Below are 17,782 nucleotides of genomic sequence, written 5' to 3'. Positions count from 1 at the left end.
GAGTTCAATGGCACTTACATTTAATCAAGATAGAGAGCTTGATATTATCGCAATTGGTCGTGCTTGCATTGACTTAAATGCAAATGAATACAATCGCCCAATGGAAGAAACAATGACTTTCACAAAATATGTTGGTGGCTCGCCTGCTAATATTGCCATCGGTAGCAGTAAGCTTGGCTTAAAAGCTGGCTTTATTGGAAAAATTCCCCAAGATCAACATGGGCGTTTTATCCAACAATATATGAGTGAAAAAGGCGTCGATACGTCCAATATGGTATTTGATACAGAAGGGCGTAAGGCAGGCTTAGCTTTTACAGAAATTCTTAGTCCTAGTGAATGTAGTATTTTAATGTATCGTGATAATGTAGCAGATTTATATTTAGAGCCGTCTGAAGTAAATGAAGACTATATTAAAAAGGCAAAAATTTTACTTGTTTCAGGTACAGCTCTTGCCCTTAGCCCTTCTCGTGAAGCAGTGATTAAAGCGATTAGTCTAGCGAAAAAGCATGCTGTGAAAGTTATTTTCGAATTAGATTATCGACCTTATACTTGGCGTTCACAAGAGGAAACGTCTATTTATTATTCATTAGTAGCAGAGCTTTCAGATGTTGTGATTGGTACACGCGATGAATATGATGTCATGGAAAACTCATCTACATCAGGCAACAATGATGAAACAGTCAAGCATTTATTTGCACATGGTGCAGAATTAGTGGTGATTAAGCATGGCGTGGATGGCTCTTATGCCTATGAACCAAATGGAGCGGTTCATCATGGACAAGCATATAAAACAAAGGTGCTGAAAACATTTGGTGCTGGTGATTCATATGCCTCTGCTTTCTTATACGCTATTGTCAGCGGAAAAGACTATGAAACTGCTTTAAAATATGGTAGCGCTTCCGCTTCAATTGTTGTCAGTAAACATAGCTCATCTGAAGCAATGCCAACTGTAGCAGAGATTGAACAACTGATTCAAGAGCGTTCTTAATACTTCCTTTTAGAAAGCAGGTTCAAGAGATGAGAAAAAAAATTCGCCTAACAACAGGGCAAGCACTCGTTAAATTTTTACAGCAGCAATATATCCATGTTGATGGAGAGGAATTTCGATTTGTAGATGGCATCTTTACGATTTTTGGTCATGGTAATGTGTTAGGAATCGGGCAAGCACTAGAGCAATATGGAGAAGGCTTAAACATTTACCAAGGAAAAAATGAGCAAGGAATGGCACATGCAGCTATTGCCTTTAGTAAGCAAAAGCTACGTCAACAGATTTATGCTGTGACAACTTCTGTAGGTCCCGGCTCTGCTAATCTGGCAGCCGCAGCAGGTACAGCATTAGCCAATAATATTCCTGTACTGTTTTTGCCAGGTGATGTTTTCTCTAGCAGACAGCCAAATCCTGTATTACAGCAAATAGAGCATGAGCATAGTGCAGATATTTCTACTAATGATGCGTTGCGTGCTGTTTCCCGTTATTGGGATCGTGTGACACGCCCAGAGCAATTAATGTCTAGCCTTATTCGTGCATTTGAAGTGATGACAAACCCAGCAACTGCAGGCCCAGCAACAATTTGCATTGGGCAAGATGTTGAAGGTGAGGCATTTGATTATGATGAATCGTTCTTTAAAAAGCGTGTTCATTACGTAGATCGTAAAGCACCTGTCGCACGGGAGCTACAAGGTGCGATTGAGCTTATTAAAAATAGTAAACGACCTATTTTTGTAGTTGGTGGTGGCGCGAAATACTCTCAGGCACAAGAAGTATTAGCACGCATCTCTGAACAATGTCATATCCCTTTAGTGGAAACACAGGCAGGTAAATCACTGATTGCTGCAGACTTTGCGAATAATTTAGGTGGTTTAGGTGTGACGGGGACGCTATCAGCCAATAAAGCTGCAAAAGAGGCAGATTTAGTAATTGGTTTAGGGACACGTTATACGGATTTTGCTACAGCTTCAAAAACAGCCTTTGACTTTGATAATGCAAGCTTTTTAAACATTAATATTAATCGTTTCCAAGCCTATAAATTAGATGCCTTCCAAGTTGTAGCAGATGTTCGTGCAACACTTGAATTATTAGAGGCTGAATTGCAGGACTACCAATCAGATTTTGGCTCTCAAATTACAGCCTTAAAAGATGAATGGACAGCCGAACGCAATCGTTTAAGCAATATAACATTTACGCGTGAAGGCTTTGATCCAGAAATTAAAAATCATTTTTCACAGACTATGATGAATGAATATGCTGATACGCTTAATACAACCTTTGCACAAACAACCGCATTATGCACAATCAATGATACGGTAGATAAAGATGCCGTTGTTGTCACAGCAGCGGGCTCTTTACCAGGCGATATGCAGCGCATTTGGAACCCTACCTCACCAAACAGCTATAACGTGGAATACGGCTACTCCTGCATGGGCTATGAAATTGCCGGGGCATTAGGGGCTAAACTAGCAGAGCCGACAAAAGAAGTTTATGCAATGGTTGGGGACGGCAGCTTCCTTCTTCTTCATTCAGAGCTTGTCACTGCACTGCAATACAATAAAAAAATCAATATTATGTTATTTGATAATGCTGGCTTTGGCTGTATTAATAATTTACAAATGGGGCATGGTAGTGGCAGCTTCTTTACGGAATTCCGCACTACTGATAATCAGCTTTTAAATATTGATTATGCAAAGGTTGCAGAGGGCTATGGTGCAAAGGTTTATCGTGCAAATACGGTAGAAGAATTAAAGCTAGCAATTGAAGATGCTAAAAAGCAAACTGTTTCAACATTAATTGAAATGAAGGTATTACCAAAAACAATGACAGATGGCTACGAAGCTTGGTGGAATGTTGGTGTAGCTGAAGTGTCCAACAATGAAAGCGTTCAAAAAGCTTACGAAGAAAATCAGCGTCAACGTGAAGCAGCAAAGCAATATTAACAAGCTCTTTTTAAAACGAGGTGTATATTATGGGATTTGTCATATTAAAGGATTTGCTACTAGAAGCAAAAAAAAATCACTATGCTATTGGACAATTTAATATTAATAGTTTCCAATGGATAGAAGCTATATTGCGTGCTGCTGAACAACAACAATCACCTGTTATTTTAGCATCATCAGATCGCATTGTGGATTACTTAGGTGGTTTTAACTTAATCGCTGCTACAGCGCAAAAAATGATAGAGGAAATGAACATTACAGTGCCTGTCGTTTTGCATTTAGATCATGGCTTTACGGTTGAACGCTGTAAAGAAGCTATTGATGCAGGTTATAGTTCTGTCATGTACGACGGCTCTAAGCTTTCGTTAGAGGAAAATATTGCGACAACTCGTGAGGTTGTCGATTACGCTAAAAACTATAATGTTTCCGTGGAAGCAGAGATTGGCTCTGTTGGAGGAACAGAGGATGGCGTGACATCAGGCATTAAATATGCAGACCCCAATGAATGCTACCAGCTAGTAGAGGCAACGAATATTGATGTCTTAGCCGCTGCTTTAGGCTCCGTTCATGGACCCTATCAGGGCGAGCCTCAGCTTGCCTTTGATTTAATGAAGGAAATTTCCGACCATCTAAAGGATGTCCCCCTCTCCTTACATGGTGGCTCTGGCATTCCTGAGCATCAAATTATTCAAACGATTGAATGTGGGCATGCCAAAATAAACGTTAACACAGAATGTAACCAAGCATGGGCGCAAGCAATTCGTGGAATTTTAACAAGCAATCCAAATTTATATAGTCCACCAGATATTTTAAAGCCAGGTATGGATGCTATTGAAAAGGTTGTTATTGAGAAAATGCAGCTATTTGGTTCTTCTCATAAAGCTTAAAAAAATGGATTTGCCAAGCTAATCTTTTGGCAAATCCATTTTGTCTTTATTTAATCGGAATCCAAATTTCTGAGTAGGCATCAGGGCTATAGGCATCCTCCTGAGGATAAACCTCAAGCTCTGCTGTTCCTGCTGGCTCGTATGGATTGGATGGGAACCACTCTGAATAAATTTGCTTCCATGTATTTTGCATCGCATCTGGCATAGGGCCATGCACCTCAAAGATGACCCATTTAGAGGCAGGTACTTCCATTGTAAGAAGCCCCTCCTTTGCATCCCCTACATGATCTGTAGCAATCCAGTAATCAATAAAGCCTTTTTGCCCTTGGCTTGTATTTGGTACACAAACACCTAGCACTCCATGGATATTACCATTATTTAATTGGAAAAGCTGCTGGTCGAGGCCATTTTGATTGACCTCTTGCCAAAACAGTGGAATTTCTCTTGTATTCTCACCATCTTGGCAATTGTACGTTCTTTTCACACCAACAATCTGAAACTTCTCTTTTTCTACGATTTTATACTTCATTGGTTCTACTCCTTTCAAGCTTACCTGAATCACCAGGCGATTGTATGATTGTAATGGTCCTTGCCCTTTTCTTGCTTCACTAGGCGTTACATAATGCTGCTTGCGAAACGCTTTTGTAAAAGCTTCAGGAGTTTCGTAGCCATATTTGTAGGCGAGATCGATTATTTTATGCTCTGTATTTATTAATTCCTGTGCAGCTAATGTTAATCTTCTTCGTCGTATATACTCTGCAATCGACATATCCGTTAAAATGGCAAATGTTCGTTGAAAATGAAAGACAGAGGCATTCACCTCACGCGCAATCTGCTCAATCGTAATGTCTTCTAATAAATGCTGCTCGATAAAATTAATGGCTTTTTGAATCGACTCAATCCAACTCATTGCTCTCACTCCTTGCTTATAGCTTAAAATAATACAAGTTACTTATCCTGTCTTTTTATGCTATCGTTGGACAGTATCGGGGAAGATTTTGTGATGGGAAACTGTTTTTTGGGATGCTAGGTCTTTGTAGATTAAGGCTCGCTATAAATAATAAGTGCTGAATGAATAATGGTTTGCTCGCCTATATAAAGTGTGTTGTATTTAATATCAATAATAAAAAAGTCAGTTAAATCTATCAACGCTCGATTAATATCCTGTTCAAATTGCACAATATCATTGTTTTGGATTGTCACAACTTGAGTCATTTGCGTCATTGTCCACGCTCCTCTTTCCTAATAATAGAGTAGAAGAAGATTATTGTCACACAATTAACTACACCCCAGCGTGATTGCATCTGTTGCTAATGCTTTCGATACAAAAAGAATTTGCTGAACCAAGATAAAAAACCACTTCAAAATTAATCTGAAGTGATTTTTATTATGCTTACACAGGCTTCTTTAGTACATTGATAAATATTCCTCGCGCTCCCAGCCATGAACACGTGTGCGATATTTATTCCATTCGATTTCTTTAGCCGTTGTAAATTTTTCTAAAATATGATCCCCTAATGCCTCACGCACTGTAGTATCCATCTCTAATTCAATGAGCGCATTTTCTAATGAGGATGGCAAGCTTTCAATACCATTTAGCTCACGTTCATCTCGTGACATTTTATAAATATTACGATCAACTGCTGCTGGTGGTGTTAAGTCTTTTCGTATTCCATCAAGCCCGGCTGCTAAAATAACTGCCATTGCTAAATAAGGGTTTGCCGCTGGGTCAACTGAACGTAATTCAACGCGTGTGGATAATCCGCGTGCTGCTGGAATACGAATAAGTGGTGAACGGTTTTGAGCAGACCACGCTACATAGCAAGGAGCCTCATAGCCAGGCACTAGACGTTTATAAGAATTGACAAGTGGGTTCGTGATTGCTGTAAAACCATGTACATGCCTCATAATGCCTGCAATAAAGCTACGTGCTGTTTGGCTTAGCTGTAGCTCTGCATGTTCATCGTAGAAGGCATTTTTATCTCCTTCAAATAAAGAAAGGTTAAAATGCATGCCTGAGCCATTAACGCCAAACAATGGCTTTGGCATAAATGTTGCATGTAGCCCATGTTGTGCAGCGATTGTTTTGACAACAAGCTTAAACGTTTGGATATTATCACATGCCTCAATGGCGCTTGCATATTTAAAATCAATCTCATGCTGACCAGGTGCTACCTCATGATGGGAAGCCTCAATTTCAAAGCCCATTTCCTCTAGCTCCAGCACAATATCACGGCGACAATTTTCACCAAGGTCAGTTGGCGCTAAATCAAAATAACCACCACTATCATTTAATTCAAGTGTTGGATGCCCTTTATCGTCCACCTTAAATAGAAAAAACTCTGGCTCTGGCCCTAAGTTAAAGGAGGAAAAACCCAATTCCTCCATTTCCTTTAAAACACGCTTTAGATTAGAGCGTGGGTCACCCTCAAAAGGTGTACCATCTGGTCGAGCAATATCACAAATAAAACGGGCTACCTTGCCCTTCTCTGCTGTCCACGGAAAAATAACGAATGTATCGAAGTCAGGCTTTAAATACATATCCGATTCCTCAATGCGTACAAAGCCTTCAATGGAGGAACCATCAAACATCACTTTATTGTCTAATGCTTTTTCTAATTGACTAACAGGAATCTCTACATTTTTTATTGTTCCTAATATATCCGTAAATTGTAGGCGAATAAACTTCACATTTTCTTCCTTTACTTGGCGTATAATATCTTCTCTTGTATAATGCTTCATTTCTTCACCACTCCAATGTAATTTTAGTTAACATTTGTTTTGTAACTGCTTCTAAATTACATGAAAAAGATATATTAAGCAATACCTATGTAATGTTTCCTTACATTCTATTTTTCGAAATGATTCATGCCTTTTTACGATTAATTGTTTTTTAGGAAATTATTACACAATGAAAAAAATTCCTAGCCATTAACTTTGACTTTCTACCACAAAAGTCTTGTATAATGTTATATTTATTGGTAAATTTATAGCGAATTAGAATTTTTGTTTTACGCATTATATCAGTAAATATGGCGTATATACTTATAGTTAGAAATTATTAAATAAGGTTCCTAGAAATCTTCTTGAAAGATACATAAGGCGGTGAACTTAGTAGACATGTCAGTATTAATTATTGGCAGCGTGAGTAATGATGTATTGCGTCTGCAAAAATATTTTCATCGCATCGACATTCAAGATATACATTGCTTTTCCACACCAGAAGCAGCAATGAATTATTTATTTGATTCCTCTTTAAAGGAAGAGTTGGAATTAATCATACTCGATGCTAAAATGACGCTTAAAAATTGCGAGGAAATTTGTCAGTATATTCACGCATTAAAAAATTGGGTGGATGTCCCTATCCTTCTATCCACTACTTATGAAAAAACCGTGACAATTGATAGGGTATTTGAAGCTGGTATTTTCGATTTTATTTTAAAGCCATTTGACTTCACTCAATTTAAGACTCGCATTCAAGTAGCCTTAAAATATCAGCGAGAAACTAGGCTTCGAAAAGAACAGGAAAGCATTATTCAAAAGGACTTATTTATCGCAAAAAAATTCCAAAAAAATGCGTTATCACCTCCATTAAATCTTGAGCAAATTCAGATCGATGGGCTTTATGTAACATCTAATACATTAGGCGGTGATATGTACTGTTGGTTTAAGATTAATGATCATTTAACCGCTGTTCTTTTATACGATGCAATGGGGCATGGTATCGCTGCATCTCTCGTAACAATGTCTATTCGATCTTTATTAAAAGGGATTATTACCAAATTAATTGATCCAGTAATGGTGATTCGGGAACTTAACCGCCAAATTTACGAACTATTTTCTGATGAAGATATGGACCGATTTTTAATGACAGCCATCTACATACTTATAGATACTAAAAATGGAACTTTACACTATGTGAACGCTGCTCATCCTTCTGGTTTTTTATTTGGAAAATATGGAGAAACAGTATTCCTTCCAGCGAATACACCTATCCTCGGATTATTCCCTACTATTCAAATAAATAAAAAAACAATACCTTTATCAGGCTGGCATCGTATTATTCTTTATACGGATGGGTTACTAACTGTAAACGAGCAAAAATCCATTGATATGGACTTTTTCTATATGTACGCTTCACAGGAGAATGGCTATGCATTACAAAAGTTTTCTCAAAAATACAATTTATTCGATAATGATTACAGCGATGATATTACAGTAGTTTCAATAACAATTACATTACAGGGTAGGTGATTGATGATGGAATTCACACTCAATGTAAATCCAGATGCACATGCCATAGCCTTTATTGATCAAGTGATGGAAAATTACACAAATGTATACAATCTACCTTATAAACGAGAATTGCGCTTTGTTGTACATGAATTAGTAATAAATGCTGTTGAAGCTATGAAAAAAATAGATGAATGCTCAAAAAAGGAGATTCAGGTACATGTAATCCAATCTCACGAAGAAATTATCATAACAGTCATGGATGAGGCAAAAGGAATTGCTGAAAATGAATGGGACAATATTTTACAATTTGATTTAAACGAGCTTGATTATTCTGATCGTGGTCGTGGTTTATTTTTTGTCAAAAACATGGTGGATCACCTTTGGTTTGAACATATTTCTGAAACAAAGTTTTTAGTTGGAGTGTCAAAAAAGATTCTGTTGTAACGTAAACTTGGGGGTGCTTTTATGAAAATGTCTATTCGAAAAAAAATAAATTTGCTTATATTTAGCTGTATTTTATTACTTACTGCCCTTTTAGCAGGTATAAATTTTTATATTGCTAAAAACAATCTGTTAGAAAGTGCCAATACAAAGCTGTTATCAGATATTCAGCTAAGCTATGAATATTTAGACGCTAAGTATCCAGGAGAATGGTCCATCCAAAATAATCAGCTCTATAAAGGCGACATCAATATGGTGGAAAATTTTGAAATAACCGAGCAGGTTGGCAAGTTAACAAACGGAAATGCTGTATCCATTTTTCAGCATGATACACGCATTAGTACAAATATCACCGAAAATGGTCAACGCGCATTAAATACAAAGGTATCCGATGAAGTTGCGACAGTTGTATTAGGGGAGAAAAAGCGATTTATCGGCTCAGCCACTGTTTTAGGAAGCTTACATCAAGCAGCCTATGACCCTATTTTAGATCGTCAAGGAGAAGTTATTGGTGTATGGGCAACCGCCGTCCCTACCGCTCCTTATATAAGCATTGCCACAAAATCCGCACTTGAAAATGTAGTAGCTTCCTTAGTAATTGCTATTCTTATGATTGGTGGTATTAGTTGGTTTTTACAAAAGCAAATTATTAACCCTATTAATATTCTAAGTATGAATGCTAAAGAACTAGCAAAGCTAAATTTAGATGTAAAATTATTAAACCCTAAAGGGAAAGATGAAATCGCTGATTTAGCACATGCCTTTAACGATATGAAAACGCAATTAACCGAAACAATATCAATTGTAGCTAGTAGCGCCAATCAAATTGCTCATTCCTCACACTCATTGGCAGAATCATCACATCAAACAAGCGAGGCTTCTAACCAAATTGCGCTGACAATGAATGATATTGCAGTTGGTACAACGACTCAATCTGACCAAGCGGAGCGTATCGTATCAATGATGCAGAAAACACTTGAGGAAGTAGCAAATAGCTTACAGCAGGCAGAAGTTACTTTAAATAGTGCGATTGAATCAACCCATATCGCCCGCAAAGGAGAAGAAGCCATCAATGAAGCTATTAAACATTTGAATGATGTAACACAAACGGTATCCTATGCAACTGATTCCATTCAAAAGCTAGGGAAACGCTCTGAAGAAATCGGTGGTATCATCACTGTTATTACAGGTATTGCAGAACAAACAAATCTACTAGCACTAAATGCAGCTATCGAAGCTGCACGTGCAGGTGAACAAGGGAAAGGCTTTGCTGTTGTTGCATCGGAGGTACGACAACTAGCGGAGCAATCCAGTATAGCTGCAGGGCAAATTACAAATCTTATTAACGATATTCAAGCTGAAACATCTGTTACAGTAAGAACAATGGAAAGCAATCTCCTAGCTGTAGAGGAGCAAGTAACAATTATTAATAAGGGCGGCAGTGCTTTAAAAGAAATTGTAGAGAAGGTTGTTGAAACCGAAGAAGGCGTTGAACAAATGAAAGTCGCATTTACAAATGTAAACGACAACTCCTTAAGCGTACAACAAGCAATCCAAGATATTTCTCGTATTATCGAGGATTCCGCAGCAGCCACAGAGGAAATTGCTGCTACATCTGAAGAACAATATGCAACCGTTGCAGAAATTACACAAAACTCAGATGAATTATCATCAATTGCTGATAAACTACAACATGAGGTCAATAAATTTAAATTTTAAGTCTTTAGAGCTTACTAGCTCAAAGTTTGAAGAAAAAGAAAATGGAGGCGCTAGAGGATGAATCAGAAGAAAATTGCGATGGATATTGACACAAAGACTGATTATATTTTGATTGCGTTTACTGGTGATTTAGAGTACGGAATGATTGAGGACATAAAAAAAGAGCTTCAAGCGCTTAATTTGAATACTAAGCATGGGTACATTATCGATATGCAAAAAGTAACAAATATCGATAGCACTGGCTTTGGTATGATTGTAAATTTTGCTAAGAAAGTATCTGTAAAAGAAAAGAAAATCGCCATTATTGTTGTCGATGATTTCATTCGCAACCTGTTCGCCATATCACAAGTCGATAAAGTATTCCCGATTGCAAAAAGCGAGGAGCAGGCACGAAAAATGATTAGAGAAGATTGGTTAGGTGAACTTTCACTTAACGACTATTAAACGCCCCATATAGGGTGTATTCCTACCAAATGAGGAATACACCCTATTTTCTTTAGTATTGCAAAAGCATATTAATAAACACAACTAGAATCACAATTGGTACTACCACTAGCATTAATACACGGTATGTCACATAATAGCCTTGTCCCATTTGGCTACCCATCAGCAATTCTTTTCTCACAAACTCTTTCTCCACAATATGGGCAATAAAAATGGCAATTAAGAAATTCCCTAATGGTAGCATTAAATTTGATACTAAAAAATCAGTGACATCAAAAATACTTTTCTCAAAGATTGTTATATTCGCTAACACACTAGAAGAAAGCGCTGCTGGAATCGCTGCTAAAAATACGATGCTACCAAGTAAAATGGTTAATAAAGGACGCGATTTCTGACTATTTTCTATAAATGCCGCTACAATAATTTCATATAAGCTAAATGAAGACGTTAATGTGGCAAATAAAAATAGTAATAAAAACATCGCTAAAAACACTTCGCCAAATGGCATTTGACCAAATGCTGTTGGCAGCACCATAAATAATAGACCCGGTCCTGCTGCAGGCTCTAAATCAAAGGCAAAGACAACAGGGAAAATCGCTAAGCCCGCTAAAAATGATACAAGCACTGTTAGTACCACCACAGACCCCGCTGAATTCGGAAGACTTACATCCTTTTTTAAATAGGAGCTATATGTAACAAGGCAAGAAAACCCAACGGCTAAGCCAAAAAATGATTGCCCTAGCGCCTCTAACAATGCCCTTCCTGTAATATTCGAGAAATCGGGCCATAAAAAGAATTTAATGCCCTCCAATGCACCATCTAATGTCACTGCGCGTACAACAAGCACAATAAACATCATAAATAACAATGGCATCATCCATTTATTCGCTTTCTCAATACCATTTTGTACGCCTAACGAAATAACAAGCACATTTGCTAGCGTAAATAACGCCAGACCTACTAATGTAATCCAAGGCGTTCCAATAATCTTACCAAATAGTTCAGTTGGATCAGTTGCAGGGTCAATAACAGCGCCAGTGATGCCAAGCCCACTATAAATAAAAATCCAACCTCCAACAACACTATAGAACGTTAATAGTAAAAAACAGCCGAGCACGCCCATACGGCCAATCCAAGCCCACCCTGGCTTTGTTGGCGTAATCTTTTTATAGGCGGTTACTGCCTCTGACTGTGTGCCACGCCCTAAAATATACTCAGATAGTAACATCGGTAAGCCAATTAACAATGTAAATAGCACAAAGATTAGAAAAAATGCGCCTCCCCCACTTTGTCCCATTACATATGGCAGCTTCCAAATCGCTCCTAAGCCAATTGCCGCACCCGCTGACGCTAAAATAAACCCTAACTTACTAGACCATTGTCCCTTTTTTTCACTCATCTCTTCAATCTCCTCAAACATGCTAAACTCCCTTTTATTTTACATGAAAATAACAGACGCGCCTAGTTTGCCTTTGAGCTAGCTCTATCCGTCACTTTTGGGATTCTATCCTGCACTTTTTCTATTCTATCCACCAATTAAAAAAACCTCAGGCATATCATATACCCGAGGCTTATTTTCTTTATTTTGTTATATACATTGAACGCTGGCGATCAATCCATTTACGCATTGTTGTAAATAATAATGCCATAATAGCTGTTAATAAAATACCTTTGACAATATTAAATGGCAAAATTCCAGCGATAATCATTTTATAAAGTGAATCACCAACAACTGGTTCCATTCCTAAGAAATATGTGTACATTGGTAAAAATACAGCATAGTTTAAGAAGCTCATTCCTACTGCCATTACAACTGTTCCAGTTGCTAAACCGCCAATTAACCCTAGCATAGATTTAAAGCGATTAAAAATAAAGCTGACCGGTAAAATAAATAAAATACCTGTTGCAAAGTTAGCAATATGTCCTACTGGAACACCAGTTGGCGTACCTGAGAAAATCCAATCTAACACATTTTTAAATAACTCTACTAAAATTCCAGCTACTGGTCCCATTGTGATCGCTGCTAATAATGCAGGCATGTCACTAAAGTCCACTTCCAAAAAGGCTGGGAATGGCGGAATTGGAAAATTAAATAGCATTAATAAAAATGAAATACTGCTCAGCATGCCAATCGTAATAAACGATTGAAGTTTAATGTTTTTCTTCATAGAAAACTCTCTCCTCTTTGCTGATTCAATCTCGCAAGAAGAAAGGTGACGATCTGCGCCTTCATTGTTCGCATGAAAAAACCCTTATGCAGCGGAAGCATAAGGGAGAAAGGCATGACTAATAAACGTCAATATTAACTATTTTTGAACACTTTTAAGAAAAGCATGCTAAAAAAGCGCTCGACCATAGTTAAATAACAATGAATGACGATCGTACCTCCATCTTCTCCCATCCAGACTTTAACTGTCGGCCTTGGAATTACACCAAGTCAGCCATGCAAAACATTTGCACAGGTCGCGGGCTGAAGAGCTTCACATAAACCACTCAAGTTAATAAAAAATATTAACGGTTTACTACTCTATTACCGCCGGTCGGGATTTTCACCCTGCCCCGAAGATGAATCATATTATTTTGTATTACAACTTTACTATAAATAATTATTAGGAAAAAGTAAATAGTTCTGCTCAAAAAAATCCTATTAAATTTGTATGTATTAAAAAATAGAGCACCCTCCATTGTAGAAGGATACTCCACACTTATTTTATTTCTTTGACTCTTCTTCCATATACTGTTTATTTGGTCCTACAGGCTTTGGCAAATAATTTGTTAAATCGAACCCCTCCCAGCTTTCCTGGATAACATTATCCAAACGTAGCTGTTGATTAAAGCTAGCAGCAGTTAACGTCATTGCCTCAATTAATTGTGTAGCACGAACTGCTTCCATTGCTGTTAAATCAAGTGGTGTATCGAATGTAACAATGACACCCTCTGCTTCCTCTTTGACAGTATAAGTAATGTTTTCAGGGATCGCAGGCGTATAGACATCATTATTTTTATTTTTCATTTGTAATAATGCCTCTGTCACTGTTGGGAATGTTTGGCGGAAATCGGGCGATAAATATTCGCCTCCATTTTCATCCTTATATAAATAATAATTATAATGTTTTTCAGTTGTTAAGGACATCGCCAAGCTTGGTTCACCTTCTTGGGAAAACTCATAAGGTGTCCCATCTTCATTTTGAACCTCAACTTCCTTATATTCAGAATCGGAGAATGTATCTTCCAAAGTACCTTTATATTCATTGACAGTAGCTGATGCCACATCATAATTATTTTCCTTTGGTACTACATGGACAAGCTTATCCTCTTCTTCCTTAAGCTTGCCTTTATAAGGATGATAGTCTGTAAAGCCTTTCGCTTCCTCATCAATTTGAGGAGCGTATTTTTCATACATTTGTAGGGTAGAAGGCTTTTCTCCTTCAAAATCAGTTGCTACACGCTCATTTGGAATTACATAGGTCATTGGAACACTTTCTGCGTCACGTCCTGCCAAGCCAATACGGAAAGCGACAGCATCTGTAAGATCATCCTCATAGACAGATGTACGTAAGGATAAAAAGCGCTCATGCTCCTTTACAACATTGGATTCGAGCACATCATTTTGCGTAGAGGCATCTTTTGCATTTGCAGCACTTTCTTCTACAGCGTTACTATCTGCATACTGTGTCGTTGCGACATTGCTAGCCTGGTCTTGCTGTTCAGCCTTATTATTCATCAGCAGTGAGCCTACCAGTATCGTTAACGCAAAAACCGCTGCAACACTCATAAAAATTTGCATTTGACGAAGCTTTGGTCGTGTTGTTGCAGTAGACTGCTCATCCTCTAATGGCTGCTGTATAGCTTCTTGAAGGTGAGCATTATCTTGCAAGCGGGCATCCGCCAATAACCGATTTAATATATCCTCTTTAGAACGGTGGTCAGAAAGCTTAGGGGCATTGTGTAATACATGTTCAAGGTGCTCATCATCAAATTGCTTGTGCGTCATTGCCGTTTCGCCTCCTGTTCTTTAATCGGCTGTAGCTGTTGTCTTAAAAACTTAATGGCACGATGCTGCGTTGTTTTTACCTTTGCTTCTGTCCAACCTAAGATTTGTGCAGTTTCTGCAATTGATAAATCTTGAAAATAGCGCATAATAATCACCATTTTTTGATCGCCAGTGCATTTTTCTAGCGCTGACTCTATCTGTAAAAACTCATCACTGGCTTGTAGCATATCCTCCGGTGATGGTGTGGTTGAATGGAGTTGTTCCGTTTCCCAGTCAAAGAAATCAAGTGAATGCTTCTGGCGTACGGCTTGCTTTCGGAAATGGTCAATGGCAACATTTTTTGCAATGGCAAAAAGCCACGTTTTCTCACTACTATTGCCCGCAAATTGGTCGTATGAGCGCAATACCCGCACATAAACTTCATGCGCCAAATCTTCAGCAAGTGTACGGTTTTTTACTAAGTATATTAGAAATTGGAACACGTCTTGATGATATGCATCGTATAGTCGATGGAACACGGAGTCATTCAAAGCACTCCACCCCCGTTCTATAATATTTGTCGTCTTACATTCATAGAAGTTACAGCCAATTCATAACAATCGCTGTTATTATTCGAACGGTAAATAAAACGTAAAGGTTGTGCCTTCTTTCAGCACGCTGTCTACCATAATATTGCCAGAATGTGCCTTGACAATATTTCGAGCAATGGCTAAGCCAAGCCCTGTACCACCTTTAGAGCGAGTACGTGCCTTATCCGCCTTATAAAATCGTTCAAAAACATAAGGTAAATCTTCCTGAGGTATGCCATGCCCTGTATCCTGCACAGAAATTTTTGCAAAGGTTGGCTCCTGCTCTACTTTTACAGTAACTGCTCCTTCATCTGTATGTCGAAGTGCATTATCCACTAAGTTTGTTAGCACTTGTTCAATACGGTCCTCATCTATACTAATCATGGCATCATCATTAAATTCACTATCAAAAATCAAACGAACATGCTTTTCCTTTGCTACCTGTGCAAATTTTTGTGTAATCCGTTCGAATGTAGAATTAATAGGTAATTCATCTTTATACAGCGTCATATGTCCTGATTCCATACGTGCTAAATCTAATAAATCGGTCACAAGACGTCCCATTCGTTTTGATTCATCATAAATAATTTTTGTAATTTCATTGCGCTCTTCCTGATCTTGAATAAAATCATCATCCATTAATGCTTCTGAATAGCCTTGAAGCATAGCAATAGGTGTACGCAGCTCATGCGAAACATTGGCAATAAAATCTGAGCGCAGCTTTTCTAAGCGATGTTGCTCTGTCATATCACGAATAACAGCGACAGCTCCGCGTATTATTTCACCGCTATAAAGAGGGCTAATCGTAAATGTGTAATAGTTACCGTCCATTTCAATTTCCTCTTCTAGCTTATCCTCAAACATTAACACATGGTCAAGCATATGATAAAGCTCAGGTGGAATCGGTTTTGCGCTTTGTGAGCCTTTATTGACAAACCACTTTTGCATTAAACGCTCTGCTGGTGGGTTGCTTAGCAGAATTGTACGGTCACGATTAAAGGTAATGACTGCATCTGTCATCGATGTTAAAATATTCGATAATTGTTCATTTTCCTGATTAATAACCTCTAAATTATGCTTTAATTGACGCCCCATTTGATTGAAGGCAACTGCAAGCTGACCAATTTCATCATTCTGGGCTGTTGGCATTTTCGCCTCAAAATTCCCCTTAGCAATTTCAAATGCTAGCTCTCGCATTTTTCTAAGCGGTGAGGTAATACGTGAGGATAGGAAAAATGCAAAAAATGTCGTTAAAACAAATGCAATAAAAGCAGCTAAAAAGACAATTTTCGTTGTTTCTTTGGATGTTTTATGTAATGCATCTGGGCTTTGATAAATAAAAACAGCACCATGTACAGCATTCTCCACATTTAATGGAAAGCCAAGCACAACATAGGATTCCATTTTTTCTTGATCAGTAGAGGATGGCATCATCATTTCCTTGATAATCGGTTTATCTGATTGGAAAATTTCATGAAATGATCGATTCGCTAAAATTGTATCTTGTATTTCTTTTTTATTGACGCCCTCCTGCATCGCGAACGATACCTCATTATCACGAATAGCAATAAGCGCATTTGTTCCTGTTGGCAAAATATCCTTTAGCAATGCTGAGGTAGATTCGGTCGTTTCATTATCATCTACAATACTTGCGACAGTTGCAGCCGTTTGACGTAAAGACATTTCCGCTTGCTGCATATGATAATTTTGAAGAAATTCAAGCATTAATACCGTGAAAACAAATAATACAAATGAAACGAGAAGCAATATGGTTACCCATAGCTTCCCGACAACACTATTCCATATTCTATTCATTGACAACCTCAAACTTGTAGCCAACGCCCCAAACCGTCACAATCATCTTGGCAGCGTTTTCTGACACACGATTAAGCTTTTCACGTAAGCGTTTAACATGCGTGTCGACTGTACGTAAGTCCCCAAAGAAATCATAATGCCAAACCTCTTTTAGTAATTGTTCACGGTCAAATACTTTGTCTGGCGATTTTGCTAAGAAGTATAGTAATTCATATTCCTTTGGTGTTAAATTCACCTCAATGCCCTCTGCTGTGACACGATGTGCATCATGGTCAATCATTAGATGCTGGAACACCACTAAATCCTTTGAGGAAGATGCATTTGTCGTTGGTGAAAAAGCTTGTGAGCGGCGTAAAATAGCCTTCACGCGTAACACAACCTCACGAGGACTAAATGGTTTTACAATATAATCATCTGCGCCAAGCTCAAAGCCTTGTACACGATTCGCTTCCTCACCTTTTGCAGTTAATAAAATAATCGGCGTTGTTGCTCGTTCTCGAATTTCCGCACACACTTCCAGCCCATCTTTTTCAGGCATCATAATATCAAGTAAAATACAGTGATACTCTTTTTCTAAAGATTTTTCGATCGCTTGTTCACCATTTTCTGCCTCGTCAACAAGGTATCCTTCTCGCTCTAAATACATTTTTAATAAGCGGCGAATACGATCCTCGTCGTCTACTACTAATACTGAAATATTTTCTGACACTTTCACGATCCCTCTCTTCTAATCTTTCTCTATCTTC

16 protein-coding genes and 1 riboswitch are annotated in these 17,782 nt (G+C 38.1%); of the genes, 7 read left to right on the top strand and 9 right to left on the bottom strand.

Annotated features, from left to right (window positions below; all coding sequences use genetic code 11):
* Nucleotides 1–7: 7 nt before the first annotated feature.
* Genes iolC through fba form a run of 3 tightly spaced genes read left to right on the top strand, consistent with a single transcriptional unit; the run spans nucleotide 8 to nucleotide 3,818 of the window.
* A complete protein-coding gene (gene iolC / locus MHB42_RS06100; RefSeq protein WP_340805031.1) occupies nucleotides 8–988 on the top strand; it encodes a 5-dehydro-2-deoxygluconokinase in 981 nt (326 codons plus the stop codon).
* A gap of 29 nt (nucleotides 989–1,017) precedes the next feature.
* On the top strand, nucleotides 1,018–2,931 hold the full coding sequence (iolD, locus tag MHB42_RS06095; RefSeq protein ID WP_340805029.1) for a 3D-(3,5/4)-trihydroxycyclohexane-1,2-dione acylhydrolase (decyclizing): 1,914 nt from the start codon (nucleotides 1,018–1,020) through the stop codon (nucleotides 2,929–2,931).
* A gap of 29 nt (nucleotides 2,932–2,960) precedes the next feature.
* Nucleotides 2,961–3,818 (top strand): class II fructose-1,6-bisphosphate aldolase, encoded by an 858-nt coding sequence (gene fba, locus MHB42_RS06090; RefSeq protein ID WP_340805028.1) that lies wholly within the window; start codon nucleotides 2,961–2,963, stop codon nucleotides 3,816–3,818.
* Between the two features lie 46 nt (nucleotides 3,819–3,864).
* On the opposite strand, the gene MHB42_RS06085 is transcribed toward fba, so the two are convergent.
* The 3 genes from MHB42_RS06085 to glnA all read right to left on the bottom strand — a co-directional run bounded on the left by MHB42_RS06085 (nucleotide 3,865) and on the right by glnA (nucleotide 6,560).
* On the bottom strand, nucleotides 3,865–4,728 hold the full coding sequence (locus tag MHB42_RS06085) for an AraC family transcriptional regulator (protein WP_340805026.1): 864 nt from the start codon (nucleotides 4,726–4,728) through the stop codon (nucleotides 3,865–3,867).
* A gap of 131 nt (nucleotides 4,729–4,859) precedes the next feature.
* On the bottom strand, nucleotides 4,860–5,042 hold the full coding sequence (locus tag MHB42_RS06080) for a sporulation protein Cse60 (RefSeq protein WP_340805025.1): 183 nt from the start codon (nucleotides 5,040–5,042) through the stop codon (nucleotides 4,860–4,862).
* Between the two features lie 183 nt (nucleotides 5,043–5,225).
* Complete coding sequence (gene glnA / locus MHB42_RS06075) at nucleotides 5,226–6,560, bottom strand: type I glutamate--ammonia ligase (protein ID WP_340805023.1); 1,335 nt, start codon at nucleotides 6,558–6,560, stop codon at nucleotides 5,226–5,228.
* A gap of 378 nt (nucleotides 6,561–6,938) precedes the next feature.
* On the opposite strand from glnA, the gene MHB42_RS06070 reads away from it, so the two are divergent.
* From MHB42_RS06070 to MHB42_RS06055, 4 genes are read left to right on the top strand one after another with little or no spacing between them, the layout of a single operon-like run.
* Nucleotides 6,939–8,072: a fused response regulator/phosphatase gene (locus MHB42_RS06070; protein ID WP_340805021.1), complete on the top strand. Its 1,134-nt coding sequence runs from the start codon at nucleotides 6,939–6,941 to the stop codon at nucleotides 8,070–8,072.
* Between the two features lie 3 nt (nucleotides 8,073–8,075).
* Nucleotides 8,076–8,498, top strand: a complete 423-nt coding sequence (locus MHB42_RS06065) for an ATP-binding protein (protein WP_340805019.1) — start codon at nucleotides 8,076–8,078, stop codon at nucleotides 8,496–8,498.
* Nucleotides 8,499–8,519: 21 nt separating this feature from the next.
* The gene (locus MHB42_RS06060; RefSeq protein ID WP_340805017.1) at nucleotides 8,520–10,214 is read left to right on the top strand and encodes a methyl-accepting chemotaxis protein; all 1,695 of its coding nucleotides are present in this window, start codon (nucleotides 8,520–8,522) and stop codon (nucleotides 10,212–10,214) included.
* 57 nt (nucleotides 10,215–10,271) lie between these two features.
* Entirely contained in the window at nucleotides 10,272–10,658 is a 387-nt protein-coding gene (locus MHB42_RS06055) for an STAS domain-containing protein (RefSeq protein WP_340805015.1), read from the top strand.
* Between the two features lie 52 nt (nucleotides 10,659–10,710).
* On the opposite strand, the gene MHB42_RS06050 is transcribed toward MHB42_RS06055, so the two are convergent.
* From MHB42_RS06050 to MHB42_RS06025, 6 genes are all read right to left on the bottom strand, one after another.
* Entirely contained in the window at nucleotides 10,711–12,057 is a 1,347-nt protein-coding gene (locus MHB42_RS06050; protein ID WP_340805013.1) for a sodium-dependent transporter, read from the bottom strand.
* 181 nt (nucleotides 12,058–12,238) lie between these two features.
* Nucleotides 12,239–12,826 carry an ECF transporter S component gene (locus tag MHB42_RS06045; RefSeq protein WP_340805011.1) on the bottom strand — a complete coding sequence of 196 codons (588 nt, stop codon included), beginning with the start codon at nucleotides 12,824–12,826 and terminating at the stop codon, nucleotides 12,239–12,241.
* A 217-nt stretch (nucleotides 12,827–13,043) separates the two neighbouring features.
* Nucleotides 13,044–13,229: riboswitch (FMN riboswitch) on the bottom strand.
* A 139-nt stretch (nucleotides 13,230–13,368) separates the two neighbouring features.
* Complete coding sequence (locus tag MHB42_RS06040; protein ID WP_340805009.1) at nucleotides 13,369–14,652, bottom strand: RNA polymerase subunit sigma; 1,284 nt, start codon at nucleotides 14,650–14,652, stop codon at nucleotides 13,369–13,371.
* Nucleotides 14,649–15,182 carry an RNA polymerase sigma factor SigX gene (gene sigX, locus MHB42_RS06035; RefSeq protein WP_402894161.1) on the bottom strand — a complete coding sequence of 178 codons (534 nt, stop codon included), beginning with the start codon at nucleotides 15,180–15,182 and terminating at the stop codon, nucleotides 14,649–14,651. Before sigX ends, MHB42_RS06040 begins: the two co-directional genes overlap by 4 nt.
* Nucleotides 15,183–15,260: 78 nt before the next feature.
* A complete protein-coding gene (locus MHB42_RS06030; RefSeq protein ID WP_340805007.1) occupies nucleotides 15,261–17,036 on the bottom strand; it encodes an ATP-binding protein in 1,776 nt (591 codons plus the stop codon).
* Entirely contained in the window at nucleotides 17,029–17,745 is a 717-nt protein-coding gene (locus tag MHB42_RS06025; protein ID WP_340805005.1) for a response regulator transcription factor, read from the bottom strand. The genes MHB42_RS06030 and MHB42_RS06025 overlap by 8 nt, the downstream gene beginning before the upstream one ends.
* Nucleotides 17,746–17,782 lie beyond the last annotated feature (37 nt).

This window comes from Lysinibacillus sp. FSL K6-0232 (genome assembly GCF_038008325.1).
Classification (GTDB): domain Bacteria; phylum Bacillota; class Bacilli; order Bacillales_A; family Planococcaceae; genus Lysinibacillus.
The sequence above is the reverse complement of the archived record's forward strand: the minus strand, read 5'-3'. Positions and strand labels throughout refer to the sequence as shown.